The following is a 13196-nucleotide window of genomic DNA, read 5'->3' as shown; positions in this document are numbered from 1 at the left end:
AGTATAACTCGCTTAAAATCTTTATTTTTCAATGCTATATATTTAAAAAATATGGGTTGTAATGGAGTTGTTATAATTTTATTAACGTCTTGGTTAGCCCGTCTTCAAATGATAACGGGTCTCATTTAAAAAGTACTTGTGAATAATTATGCTCTGATTTTATTGTTTTATGTTGTCAATGAGCTAAAGAATGTATTTTTATGTAGTTGTAAACATCAAGTTCCACTTGAAATTGATGTTTGCTATATTGGTTAAAAAGTGAGCTAATGTAAAGTGTGGTGATCTTAATCAAGCCAATAAATATGCACTGAATAGATGTACGCGGTGCTACTGCAAACATCTACTTAAAAGGATTTTTATGCCGACTTCATCTTTCGTACCATCAAGTACCCTCGTGATGAAATCCCATTTACTCAATGGTCCAAATGTCAGTTTCTCCCCATCGCCTAATTCTTCTGGCAGTTTTGATGAAGATTTGCCTGACACCATTGTCATTCATTTTACAGCTGGAAGTAGCTTAGTCTCTTCTGTAGATGTAATGACAAATCCTGATAGCAACGTATCCGCCCACTTTGCGATTGGCAGAAATGGTGACATTGTCCAAATGCTGCCGACCAATAAGATTGCATGGCATGCGGGTAAAAGTAGTTATAAGGGCAGAACAAATATCAATCGGTATTCAATAGGCATTGAGTTAGATAATGCAGGACAGTTAACGCAAAATAGTCGAGGCGAGTTTAAAACGTGGTTCGGAAAAACATGCCCCCAAGATGATGTTGTTGAAGCTGTACATCGAAACCAAACGGCAAAAACTTACTGGCACAAGTTTACCGATGAGCAAATCGCGAGAACGTATGCTTTGTGTAAAGCGTTGTGTCAGCGTTATCACATAAAGGTGATTGTTGGCCACGAAGAAATCGCACCAGTAAGAAAGATTGACCCCGGTCCAGCGTTTCCCCTTGATGAACTGCGAGCGAGGTTGCTGAACATAAAAATAGAGCCTGCGAGAGAAACAAAAATATCAGCGCAAAGTACTTTTAACAGCGCCGAACGGGAAGTTGTGAGCAAAAAGCGAGCTAGTGTGAATGCAAGCACACTAAATGTCCGTTCGGGCCCGGGTACAGACTTCGAGAAAATAAATGGCGAGGTCAACAAAGGAGATATGCTTACCATTATCGAAAAGCAGGGAGAGTGGGCCAGAGTGTCTTACACAACTACAGGTTGGGTAAATACGCGATACATCAATGAAGTTAGTGAAAAGTTACCAAGTAAATGACGGCAATTACGTTGTTCATTCCCGAAGCGCACAAAGCCTGCTAGGATAGGGGCAAAATAAGCTTAGATTAGACGTACATGCATTCAGATTCACCAAACGATTCTTGGGCAATTCGGTTTGCTCAATTTGTTCAACGTTTTGGCACATTGAAACTCAGCATTCTCTTCGTAGTGCTGTCATTGGTGTTCACGTTGGGCGGTTCATATGTTATCCGCGTGAGTATGGGAAGCCAAGTTCAGCCCGATGATTTTATAAGCGCAGTTGTGCTCACCATGCTATCAGCGCCATGGGTGCTGTATTTTTTCAGCGAGCTTATTAAGCAGCTGGAAAATTCACGCACAAATTTGAAAGAAGTGGTAAGCCAACTTGAAAGTCTTCGCGAAGAAGACGTGTTCTTGAATCGAGAGCTTCAAAGCAATATTCGCCAACTTAACCATGAAATAGAGCAGCGCAAGCAAGCACAAGAAGAGCGCGAAGCTCTGTTCAAAGACTTGGAAAAAGAAATACAAGACAAATCTGAACAGGAAGCACAAGCTAGACGTTTATCAACACTCTTGCGGTCAATTATCGATGCGTCACCTGATCTTATCTACTATCGCAATGAAGAAGGTCGCTTTGCAGGTTGCAACCGTATTGCCGAGTTGATGACAGGCAAAACGGAACAAGAGCTTCTTGGGCTAACGCCAAAAGATGTGTATGAAGAAGAGCTCGCTCGACAAATCGTTGCTAGTGACCATGAAGTCTTAGAGACAAATGCAAGTATCACCGAAGAGTTATGGTTGCGCTTTGCCGATGGACGTCGCCGTTACTTCGAAATGAAGCGTGTGCCGTTTTTCGATAAAGAAGGTAACCGCTTAGGTTTGTTATCGTTTGGTCGAGACATGACAGAGCGCAAGCAAGCAGAAAATGCAGCAGCGAAAGCGAGTACCGACAAAACGCGTTTTATTGCAACGATTAGCCATGAGTTGCGTACGCCGCTTAACGGTATTGTTGGGCTTAGTCGTATGTTACGTGACACTGATTTAAGCGATGAGCAGTTCAGTTGGGTAAGTACAATTTATGCCAGTGCAATTACGTTAGGTAATATTTTTAACGACATTATCGACCTAGATAAACTCGACAGAGATAAGTTAGAACTTAGCCTTAAAACGGTTTCGCTTAAAGATTTTACGGAAGAGCTAAGTAGTATTATTCGCTTACTTGCTGCGGATAAACAGTTAGAACTGAAAACGACAATCAACGAGCCGTTGCCACGTTTGGTTGAAATTGACGGTACACGCTTACGCCAAATTTTGTGGAATATATTGTTCAATGCGGTCAAGTTCACACAAAAGGGACACGTAAGTTTGTCGGTGTCATCGACGAAACCTGACGGTGATAAGGCTTATGTTACCTTCATTATTGAAGATACTGGTGTGGGTATTCCAGAGAGCGAAATAGAGAAGATTTTCGCCATGTATTACCAGGTCGATCATCCAGATCATCAGTCAGCCACAGGTACTGGCATTGGACTTGCCATTTGTAAGCAAATGGTCGACTTGATGAAAGGCGAAATCCACGTTTCGAGCCAAGTGGGCAAGGGAACTCGATTTGAAATTGTACTACCCGTGCAAATTTCAAATAGCCCGATGAAAGTCGCGCAGTTAGAAGTGACCGGTCTTAATATTCTACTGGTAGAAGATATCGAGCTTAACGTTATGGTAGCGAAGGCCTTGCTTGAAAAGCTTGGTCAAAAAGTGGATGTCGCTATGACAGGGCAAGAAGCCATTGATAAAGCACGCGCCAATCAATATGACTTGATCCTACTTGATATTCAGTTGCCTGACATGACAGGTTTTGACGTTGCCAGTACGCTCATTGAGGAAGACTTGGTCATGCAAACCCCTATTGTGGCGTTAACCGCAAATGTCATTAAAAAGCGTGATGAGTATTTAGAAAACGGTATGGATGATGTCATCGCCAAGCCTATCAAAAAGTCTCGTGTGATCGAGGTGTTTAATGAACTGTTTCATGCGCCACCGGCGCCTCTTGAAGTTGACGGTGAAGTAGAACGTCCTGAGCCGAATAAAACATTAAGTAACATTTTAGATATGGACTTACTACAGATGTTGGTTGATACCATAGGCGACGAAATGGTGCGTGCTAGCGTGAAAGTATTCCAAGAGAAAATGCCAGAGTATATGGAAATACTGCAGTTGAGCTTAAGTGCTGATGAAAAATCAGAAGTATGCTCTCAGGCACATAAAATAAAAGGTGCAGCAGGCTCTGTAGGTTTGGCACGTGTGCAGCGTATAGCAAACCAAATTCAGCAAGGCGATCACCCTACATGGTGGGAGAACGTGCATGACTGGGTTGAAGAGCTTCAGATGGCGGTTCAACACGATATGAAAGCACTTCACGACTGGTTGAATGAACAACAAGTTGACGATTAAAACAGGCCTATAATTGAAATAACGAGACTACTCGTTCATTTAAAAAGGGGCTTTTGCCCCTTTTTTAGTGGGGGCGAAAAAGCAAAAGGAAGATGAGTATGATGAACCAAGTAGATATGCAGCCTGATAATGTTCAATTTTCAAATCAGCAAGTGCGTAACGATGAGTTACCACACTTAGACGCGCTAGTGCTCGAGCCTATTAGCCCGAAGTATCGAATGCTCAACCTTGTGTTTGTAACACTCCTAGCGCTTATTTTGATTGGGGTTGTGTCCGTTTTACGGTTTAACCCCTTTTTCGATTTACCTGAAGATTTAGTCTACGCCTACCCCTTTGTTGTTGGAGTTATTAGCATATTGGGACTTGTTTGGTTTATTTACCACTGGTTTGCCGACACCAAAATTATGTACGCCGTGCGAGAACAAGATATTAGCAAACAGTCTGGTTTAGTGTTCAGAGGGCTTTCTTGTCAGCCAATTTTACGAGTACAGCATGTTGAAGTAAAAAGAGGTCCATTCGATAGATGGGCGGGACTGGCGAAACTGCAAGTTTTCTCTGCAGGTGGCGAAATGCATACCTTTGAAATACCGGGCCTTCCCCTTGAGCGCGCGGAACGAATTCGCCAATATATCCTCGACCATAAAGATGTGAGTGCACGCTAATGTCAGAGCAAACCACGTCTATACCACAAGAGGCTACACCGACAAAAGTTGAAACCGGTGATGATTGGAGAAGGCTATCACCCATTGCCATTGTATACTTTACGGTGCGCAATATTATCAATACTGCACAAGGACTGGTCTATGCCATCCCTGCAATTGCAGTGAGTCTTAATATCTTCGAAAACCTCAACTCTCCGGAAGCCCATATCGGTATTGCCGCTGTCATTATACTAACCACATTAAGCGGCGTTGTAAGTTTCTTGATGTACAAGTTTAGGGTTCATAATCAGCATGTAGAAATTCATACAGGTGTGTTTCAACGCCGTTATACCAACTTGCCGCTATGGCGCATTCAGAACGTTAAAATTGAGTTGCCCTTTTATTATCGGCCTTTTGGATATGCGTTAGTAGTGTTAGACACGGCAGGTAGCGGGAAAGAGGAAGCTAAAATTGTCGCTGTGCCGCTAGATTATGCCCATGCACTTAAAAAACGCGTGTTATTTGAGAAAGCCCACCGCGATGATTCCGCCAATAATTCATCGACGGATATGAATGATACCGTGGATGAGATAGCGGGTTCACAGCAAGACGCCTCTGAAGAAATTCTTAATACTCGCTCAGTGGGTGACATTGTGATCCACGGCATCACCAACAACAGAGTGTGGATCATATTGGGAGCGGCAGCGCCGTTTTATGATGACGTTATAGGATTTGTATCTGAGTGGCTTGCTGAAAAAGGGCTGCAACTCAACCAGTTAGTAGGTGAACAAGCGATAGCGTGGTGGCAGTTTAGTTTGTATGCATTTGTCATCATTATGATGGTGATGGCTGCAATGGCTTTACTTAGTGTGGGCGGGGCACTATTTACTTTTTATGGGTATACACTCTCTCGGGCTGGCGACAGGTATATTCGAAGAAGCGGACTCCTTAATAAGCTAGAAGTCAGTATGCGTGCGTCGCGTATTCAAATGATAACTGCAAAACAGGACTGGCTAGATAAAGTCCTCAAGCGGGTAAATTTGTACTTCGAGCAAAACACAACGGCAAGCCAACAAGTGCAAGAGTTAATGTCGCCCAACAAGCTTATTGTGCCTTCTGTAACCGAGTCGGAAGCCTTAGCCTTAAGTCGTGAAGTTATGCCAGGGTGTGATCTTCATCATCAAACTTACCAAGTCATTAGCAAGCGCTTTATACTCCACTGGTTAGCGGTTGCCTGGACAATACCTTTCTTATTCGCACTTTGTGTGGGCATTATTAGTGACCATCAAGATATTATCTTGTTGTCTTTAAGTGGGTTTACTGCCGTTTGTCTACTATTGACTCTGCGCTGGTGGCGCTGGGGTATTGCGTTTGATGAAAACTACGTTTACGTCAGACGCGGCCGAATAGGGGTAGACTATTTGTGTTTTGAGCCCTACAAAGTGCAACAAGTTATGGTAAAACAAAGTGTATTTATGAAGCGAAGAGGACTCGCTACGTTAAAAGTTGTCCTTGCTTCCGGTGCGGTGACCGTTCCTTTTCTACCAGAACAGTATGTGCATGAACTTGCAGATAGTATTTTACATGAAGTGGAATCGACCAGGCGTTCGTGGATGTAGAAACGCATCAAAGCGCAGGGCTAGTTCGTTAGGCCTGCGCTTTTGTTTCATCCCGGGTGACAATACGGTCCTTACCACTGTGCTTAGCCTGATAAAGTCGCGCATCTGCAACGTCCAGTTGCGATTCAAGACAATCGAACTCTTCTGCACACACGCCAATACTACAAGTTATATTAAATTTATGGTTGGTAAACTGTGTAGTACGAACGGCATTCATAAATTGCGAAAGCGCTGCTAAATAGGATTTTGGCGGTCTTAAAGAAACAACCGTGAATTCCTCTCCGCCATAGCGCACAATAAGGTCGTCTGGGAAATATTCTTGTAATAATGCAGCGAACTCCTGTAGCAACATATCACCGGTTTTGTGGCCCAGTGTATCGTTTACTTTTTTGAAGTTGTCAGCATCTATCATCGACACAATAACCTGATTGCGCGATGCTTTGTTGGCATACAACTCTTCAGCAACTTCGTACAGGTAGCGGCGGTTGTAGACTTTTGTAAGCGGATCTAAATTTGCAGAATCTCTAATGGTTTGGATCATTTCTTGAGACTCTAAGTTTTGCATTACACGGCAATAAAACTCTTCGTGATAAAACGGCTTCGAAAGGAAATCGTTTGCTCCGCTTTTAATAAATTTGGAGGTGAGCACGCTGTCGCCAGTCGCAGATAGCCCGATGAAAACTAAGTCTTGCATGCGCTTTTCGTGACGAATAGCCTTAACAAGTTCATATCCGTCCATGTTGGGCATCCTATGATCAGAAATTACCATCTTTATATCGCGATGTTGTTCAAGTACTCCAAGTGCTTCTATACCATCAGAGGCTTCGTGGACTTGGAATTTAAATTTCTTCAATAACGAACAGATGTGATTGCGACTGGTTTTCGAGTCTTCAACCACTAACACGCGAGTTGTGAGGTTCTTACGTAAGCGATCGATAAGCTTCGATACTTGTAAATAAGAGTACCGGGATTCCTTAGTGATATAGTCTAATACGCCCTGATCAAGCAATTGGGCACGAGTAAATTCATCAAAATTACCAGTAAGTACAATGGTAGGGAGGTTGTATGACAGCGCCAACTCTACACTTTCGCCATTCGGTGCATCGGGCAAATTCAAGTCGACTATCGCTGCAAGGTAATCTGAATTGTTAGCAAGCGCAGTGCTGGCCTCAGCTAAATCTTCACAAAGATCGCAAGTAAAATGAGGGTTATCCTCAATAAGTTTATTAACGATCTTTCGGACAGTCGCGCTATCCTCAACAACAAGAACTTTGTACATGTGAACCACTCGTAACGCTTATGCAATTATCATAACCAATAAATTTAAAAAAAGCCCTTCAAATAAGAGCTTTTCATACGAATGTCTATGCAATTGCATACCTAAAAGTGTTGTTCTGTGATCAGCTTTGTTCCTGTGGAACACGAACAAACCCTTCCATTAATACACGGGCGCTGCGGCTCATAACTGCCTGATCAATTGACCACTTATCGCCATTAAAAGACGCCTTAGCACCCACTCGCAACGTGCCAGAAGGGTGTCCAAATGTCACAGAATCCCTATCTTCGCCACCAGCCGCTAAGTTCACTAAGGTTCCCGGTATAGCTGCTGCCGCTGCAATGGCAACAGCAGCGGTACCCATCATGGCGTGATGCAGTTTGCCCATAGACAATGCACGCACTAATACATCAATATCAGACCCCAGCACATCTTTGCCACTTGATGCTTTATACGCTTTAGGGGGAGCAACAAACGCTACCTTGGGAGTATGTTGACGACTAGCAGCTTCACCAATATCTTTGATTAATCCCATTTGCACTGCACCATGGGCGCGAATGGCTTCAAATTTATTAAGCGCGTCGTTATCGCCATTGATATCATCTTGAAGCTCTGTTCCCACATACCCAATATCTTCAGCGTTAATAAATATAGTAGGAATACCAGCATTTATCATTGTGGCTTGCAGCGAGCCTACACCTGGGACATCAAGCGTATCGATTAAACGTCCTGTGGGGAAAATAGCGCCTTCGCCATCTGCAGGGTCGACAAAAGCGACTTCGACTTCCGCGGCAGGGAAAGTAACACCGTCTAGTTCAAAATCACCGGTTTCCTGCACTTCGCTATTTGTGATGGGCACTTTAGCGATAATGGCTTTATTGATATTTGCTTGCCAGATATTTACTGTAGCAATGCCGTTTTCGGGTATTTTAGCCTTGTCGACAAGACCATTACTGATGGCAAATGCACCAACGGCGGCTGTCAAGTTACCGCAGTTACCGCTCCAGTCGACAAAGGGCTTATCGATAGCGACTTGACCAAACAAATAATCAACGTCGTAACCTTCACGTTCACTTTTACTCAATATAACTGTTTTACTGGTACTAGAGGTTGCACCGCCCATACCGTCGGTTTGTTTACCGTAAGGATCGGGGCTGCCAATTACGCGTAACAGCAATGCATCTCGCGCCGGACCGGGCTTCTGTGCAGCCTCTGGCAAATCAGTTAAGTTAAAAAACACACCTTTACTGGTACCGCCACGCATGTAGGTAGCCGGTACTCGAAGTTGTGGCGCATACTTTGTCATGTTTTTTCCTTTCTTCGAAAAGAGAGCGTTGAGGCTCCGTTAAAACACGCCGTGAATACTTCCCTGTAGGCTCTCGGGGCGCGTCCATGCGCCCCGAAGGTTTCAACGTAGCCTCAACGCCCTCTTAAATTAAAAACCATTTTATCTGGAGAGAAGTAAGGTTGTTCGTGAATTGAAACACGCTGTGAATACATCCATGTGAGCTCCCCAGCCGCATCCTTGCGGCTGGAGGGTTTCAAATCACAAACAGCTTCCACCTAAAAGTAATAAACTCTCTCGAGAGGGGAGAGCTACGCCTCGAAGGTTTCAACCGTGCCTCAACGCCCTCTTAAATTAAAAACCTTTTTGTTTGGATAGAAGCAAAATTGGTTGCGATTTGAAACACACTGTGAACACATCCATGTGCGCTCTCCAGCCGCACCCTTGCGGCTGGAATGTTTCAAATCACAAACAGCTTCCACCCAAAAGTAATAAACGCATCTTTGAGAGATAGTGAGTTAGTTTCAGGGCTCTCAGCTTGCACGGATGCAAGGTGGGAGCCTACAGGGACATATTTACTCCGTGCCCTATGACTAACTTATCTCCCAGCTAAGTTAACTGATGCAATATTGGCTGAACTTAAGTGGGGGAGGTGGATCAGCTTCAGGGCCTTCAACTCGCAAGGATGCGAGTTGAGAGCCTACAAGGACGTATTCACGGCGTGCCCTGAAACTGATTCACTTCCTCCCACTAAAAGGTCTTCCTAGCACAATCAGTTAGCTTCAGCTTCCAAGAAGTCCTTGGCGAAGCGTTGTAATACACCGCCTGCGCTGTAAATAGAGACTTCTTCTGCAGTATCTAAACGACAGGTTACTGGCACTTCTAGCTGCTCACCGTTTTGACGGTTTACTACTAGCGTAAGCGTTGCACCTGGTGACGGTTCGCCGCTAACGTCGTACGTTTCAGTGCCATCTAGCTCAAGGGTTTTACGTGTTGTGCCTGGTTTAAACTCAAGCGGTAGCACGCCCATTCCAATAAGGTTGGTGCGGTGAATACGCTCGAAGCCTTCTGCCACAATTACTTCAACACCGGCAAGACGTACGCCTTTAGCTGCCCAGTCGCGTGACGAGCCCTGACCGTAGTCGGCGCCAGCAACAATTATTAGCGGTTGTCTGCGGTTCATGTAGGTTTCAATCGCTTCCCACATGCGCATCACTTGGCCTTCTGGCTCAACGCGAGCAAGAGAGCCTTGTTTCACTTCACCATTTTCTAGCACCATCTCGTTGAACACTTTTGGGTTCGCAAGGGTAGCGCGTTGCGCGGTTAAGTGATCACCACGGTGGGTGGCGTACGAGTTAAAGTCTTCTTCAGGTAAGCCCATTTTATGAAGGTATTCACCCGCTGCACTGCTGGCTAAAATAGCATTTGAAGGCGACAAGTGATCGGTAGTGATGTTGTCACCTAAAATAGCCAGCGGACGCATACCTTTCATGGTGCGCTCGGCATCCATTGCGCCTTCCCAGTAGGGCGGACGGCGAATGTAGGTGCTCATTTCACGCCAGTCATAAAGCGGGTTAATGTCTTTGCCATAATCAACGCTTAAGTCGAACATAGGCTCATACACTTTTCTGAAATGCTCCGGCTTCACCGATTTGGCTACAATAGCATCAATTTCTTCGTCGCTTGGCCAAATGTCTTTAAGCGTTACCGGGTTGCCGTCTTTGTCAGTGCCTAAAACGTCTTTTTCAATATCAAAGCGAATGGTACCGGCAATAGCGTACGCTACTACTAGTGGCGGCGATGCCAAGAATGCTTGTTTAGCATACGGGTGAATACGGCCGTCGAAGTTACGATTACCCGACAGTACTGCTGTAGAGTAGAGGTCGCGGTCGATGATCTCTTGCTGAATCTTAGGGTCTAGCGCGCCGCTCATGCCGTTACAGGTAGTACAGGCAAATGCTACCACGCCAAAGCCTAAATCTTCCAATTCGCTCATTAGGTTAGCTTCTTCAAGGTAAAGCTTGACGGCTTTAGAACCAGGCGCTAATGAGCTCTTAACCCATGGCTTACGGGTTAAACCGCGCTGGTTGGCGTTGCGTGCAAGCAGGCCTGCCGCAATAACATTGCGCGGGTTTGACGTATTGGTACAGCTTGTAATAGCCGCGATAATAACCGCGCCATCAGGCATTTTGCCTTCTTCTTCATCCCATTTCGCCGCAATGCCGCGACTTTCAAGGTCGCTGGTAGGTAAGCGAGCATGAGGGTTAGAAGGGCCAGCCATATTACGGCCAACTGCAGAAAGGTCGAAAGTAAGCACGCGCTCGTATTCGGCAGTCGCTAGGTCATCTGCCCACAAACCAGTGTGCTTGGCATATTGTTCAACCAATGCAATTTGCTTTTCCTCACGCCCTGTTAAACGCAAGTAATCAATGGTTTGCTGATCAATGTAGAACATAGCGGCAGTGGCGCCGTATTCAGGAGTCATGTTGGAAATAGTGGCACGGTCGCCTAGCGTAAGATGCGATGCACCTTCGCCGTAAAATTCCAAATACGCTGAGACTACGCGCTCTTTACGTAAGAATTCGGTTAGCGCTAACACGATGTCAGTAGCGGTAATGCCTGGCTGTGGTTTGCCGGTAAGTTCAACACCTACAATGTCAGGCAAACGCATGTAAGACGCACGGCCTAGCATAACGCTTTCGGCTTCAAGGCCGCCAACGCCCACTGCGATCACGCCAAGTGCGTCAACGTGCGGCGTGTGGCTGTCGGTACCTACCAGAGTGTCAGGGAAGGCTACGCCGTCACGGGCCTGAATAACCGGTGACATACGCTCCAAGTTGATTTGGTGCATAATGCCGTTACCCGGCGGGATAACATCCACGTTTTTAAACGCGGTTTTTGTCCAGTTGATAAAATGAAAACGGTCGTCGTTACGTCTATCTTCAATAGCGCGGTTTTTCTCAAACGCGTCTTTTTCAAAACCAGCATGTTCCAACGCTAACGAGTGATCAACAATTAGCTGCGTTGGCACAACCGGATTAACCTTCGCCGGGTCGCCGCCTTTTGCTGCAATAGCGTCGCGAAGGCCAGCTAAGTCTACCAGTGCTGTTTGCCCCAAGATATCGTGACACACTACGCGAGCGGGAAACCACGGAAAGTCTAAGTCGCGCTTGCGATAAATAAGCTGTTTAAGCGAGTCGGTGAGCATCTCAGGTGCGCATTTGCGCACCAAGTTTTCAGCCAATACACGCGACGTATAAGGTAGCTTGGCATAGGCGCCTGGTTCAATAGCATCTACCGCTTCACGGGTGTCGAAAAAATCGATACCCGCGTTTGGAAGCGGTTTACGGTAATCAATATTCATAAAACCCTAACCTTAATCTTAAGCGCGTTCGCTAATAGCTGGCACCGGACGTAATTCTTCGCCTGTGTATTCTGCTGATGGACGAATAATACGGTTGTCAGCACGCTGTTCCATAACGTGTGCCGCCCAACCTGTTAGACGAGACATTACGAAAATTGGCGTGAATAGCGGTGTAGGAATGCCCATAAAGTTGTACGCAGACGCGTGGAAGAAATCAGCGTTACAGAAAAGCTTCTTCTCGCGCCACATCACTTCTTCACAGCGAACCGACACAGGGTAAAGAACATCGTCGCCCACATCAGCAGCTAGCTTTTCAGACCACTGCTTAATGATCTCGTTACGCGGATCAGACTCTGAGTAAATCGCGTGACCAAAGCCCATGATTTTCTCTTTACGCTCAAGCATGCCCATCATTTTTTCTTCAGCATCATCAGGTGAAGTAAAGCCTTCAATCATTTCCATGGCGGCTTCGTTAGCACCACCGTGAAGTGGACCACGCAGTGAGCCGATAGCACCCGTAACACAAGAATGCATATCAGATAGGGTTGATGCACAAACACGCGCCGTAAAAGTAGAGGCGTTAAATTCATGCTCTGCATACAGAATTAGCGATACATGCATTACTTGTTCGTGCAGCTCACGTGGCTTTTCGCCATGAAGCATATGTAGGAAGTGACCACCAATTGAGTCGTCATCGGTTTCAACATCTACGCGTACACCATCGTGCGAGAAGCGATACCAGTAACAAATGATGCTTGGGAAACATGCCAACATGCGGTCTGTCACGTCTTGCTGCTCATCGAAGCTGGTTTCCATTTCAAGGTTACCTAGCATTGAGCAACCTGTGCGAAGTACGTCCATTGGGTGGGCATTTTTCGGAATACGTTCTAATACTTCTTTCAGTGCTGTTGGAAGACCACGCATGCCGCGAAGCTTGGTTTTATATGCATCTAGCTCAGACTGGTTAGGTAGCTTGCCCTTTAGAATAAGGTACGCTACTTCTTCAAATTGACAGTTTTGCGCTAAGTCTTTTACGTCGTAACCGCGATACGTTAAACCTGAACCTGATTTACCTACGGTCGATAATGCTGTTTTACCTGCAACTTGGCCGCGTAAACCCGCGCCACTTAACTGTTTAGCCATCTTGTTGTCTCCGGTCTTGTGTAATTTGTAAGGTACTTTTAATTGATAATAGTGAGTAATTTGAACGCTTGAAGTTGGCGGGCACATTGGCTGCAGGGGCAAAGCACAGTTCCCTGCCACGCCGTGAACCCATCCATGGGGGCTCCGCCTCGGCATCCAT

8 protein-coding genes are annotated in these 13196 nt (G+C 45.5%); 4 read left to right on the top strand and 4 right to left on the bottom strand.

The window, feature by feature from the left end; translation table 11 throughout:
- The first annotated feature begins 358 nt into the window (after nucleotides 1–358).
- The 4 genes from LHL20_RS02980 (at nucleotide 359) to LHL20_RS02965 (ending at nucleotide 5968) form a co-directional block, all read left to right on the top strand.
- Entirely contained in the window at nucleotides 359–1276 is a 918-nt protein-coding gene (locus tag LHL20_RS02980) for an N-acetylmuramoyl-L-alanine amidase (protein WP_226432198.1), read from the top strand.
- A 77-nt stretch (nucleotides 1277–1353) separates the two neighbouring features.
- A complete protein-coding gene (gene arcB, locus LHL20_RS02975) occupies nucleotides 1354–3708 on the top strand; it encodes an aerobic respiration two-component sensor histidine kinase ArcB (protein WP_226432197.1) in 2355 nt (784 codons plus the stop codon).
- Nucleotides 3709–3806: 98 nt separating this feature from the next.
- Complete coding sequence (locus LHL20_RS02970; RefSeq protein WP_226432196.1) at nucleotides 3807–4370, top strand: PH domain-containing protein; 564 nt, start codon at nucleotides 3807–3809, stop codon at nucleotides 4368–4370.
- Nucleotides 4370–5968 carry a PH domain-containing protein gene (locus LHL20_RS02965; protein WP_226432195.1) on the top strand — a complete coding sequence of 533 codons (1599 nt, stop codon included), beginning with the start codon at nucleotides 4370–4372 and terminating at the stop codon, nucleotides 5966–5968. The genes LHL20_RS02970 and LHL20_RS02965 overlap by 1 nt, the downstream gene beginning before the upstream one ends.
- A gap of 28 nt (nucleotides 5969–5996) precedes the next feature.
- Here LHL20_RS02965 and LHL20_RS02960 read toward each other — a convergent pair whose 3' ends face one another.
- The 4 genes from LHL20_RS02960 to prpC form a co-directional block, all read right to left on the bottom strand.
- Nucleotides 5997–7247: a diguanylate cyclase gene (locus LHL20_RS02960; protein ID WP_226432194.1), complete on the bottom strand. Its 1251-nt coding sequence runs from the start codon at nucleotides 7245–7247 to the stop codon at nucleotides 5997–5999.
- Nucleotides 7248–7368: 121 nt separating this feature from the next.
- Entirely contained in the window at nucleotides 7369–8550 is a 1182-nt protein-coding gene (gene prpF, locus LHL20_RS02955; protein ID WP_226432193.1) for a 2-methylaconitate cis-trans isomerase PrpF, read from the bottom strand.
- A 751-nt stretch (nucleotides 8551–9301) separates the two neighbouring features.
- Nucleotides 9302–11893: a Fe/S-dependent 2-methylisocitrate dehydratase AcnD gene (gene acnD, locus LHL20_RS02950; RefSeq protein ID WP_226432192.1), complete on the bottom strand. Its 2592-nt coding sequence runs from the start codon at nucleotides 11891–11893 to the stop codon at nucleotides 9302–9304.
- Between the two features lie 18 nt (nucleotides 11894–11911).
- Nucleotides 11912–13036, bottom strand: a complete 1125-nt coding sequence (prpC, locus tag LHL20_RS02945) for a bifunctional 2-methylcitrate synthase/citrate synthase (protein WP_071815806.1) — start codon at nucleotides 13034–13036, stop codon at nucleotides 11912–11914.
- Nucleotides 13037–13196: the final 160 nt, after the last annotated feature.

Source organism: Alteromonas sp. McT4-15 (genome assembly GCF_020515205.1).
Lineage (GTDB): Bacteria > Pseudomonadota > Gammaproteobacteria > Enterobacterales > Alteromonadaceae > Alteromonas.
This window is presented reverse-complemented; position numbering and strand designations above follow the sequence as displayed.

What these genes read in the sequence shown, in the direction of transcription:
- LHL20_RS02980 (WP_226432198.1), top strand. Translation starts at nt 359, where the DNA reads ATGCCGACTTCATCTTTCGTACCATCAAGTACCCTCGTGATGAAATCC.
- arcB (WP_226432197.1), top strand. Translation starts at nt 1,354, where the DNA reads ATGCATTCAGATTCACCAAACGATTCTTGGGCAATTCGGTTTGCTCAA.
- LHL20_RS02970 (WP_226432196.1), top strand. Translation starts at nt 3,807, where the DNA reads ATGATGAACCAAGTAGATATGCAGCCTGATAATGTTCAATTTTCAAAT.
- LHL20_RS02965 (WP_226432195.1), top strand. Translation starts at nt 4,370, where the DNA reads ATGTCAGAGCAAACCACGTCTATACCACAAGAGGCTACACCGACAAAA.
- LHL20_RS02960 (WP_226432194.1), bottom strand. Translation starts at nt 7,247, where the DNA reads ATGTACAAAGTTCTTGTTGTTGAGGATAGCGCGACTGTCCGAAAGATC.
- prpF (WP_226432193.1), bottom strand. Translation starts at nt 8,550, where the DNA reads ATGACAAAGTATGCGCCACAACTTCGAGTACCGGCTACCTACATGCGT.
- acnD (WP_226432192.1), bottom strand. Translation starts at nt 11,893, where the DNA reads ATGAATATTGATTACCGTAAACCGCTTCCAAACGCGGGTATCGATTTT.
- prpC (WP_071815806.1), bottom strand. Translation starts at nt 13,036, where the DNA reads ATGGCTAAACAGTTAAGTGGCGCGGGTTTACGCGGCCAAGTTGCAGGT.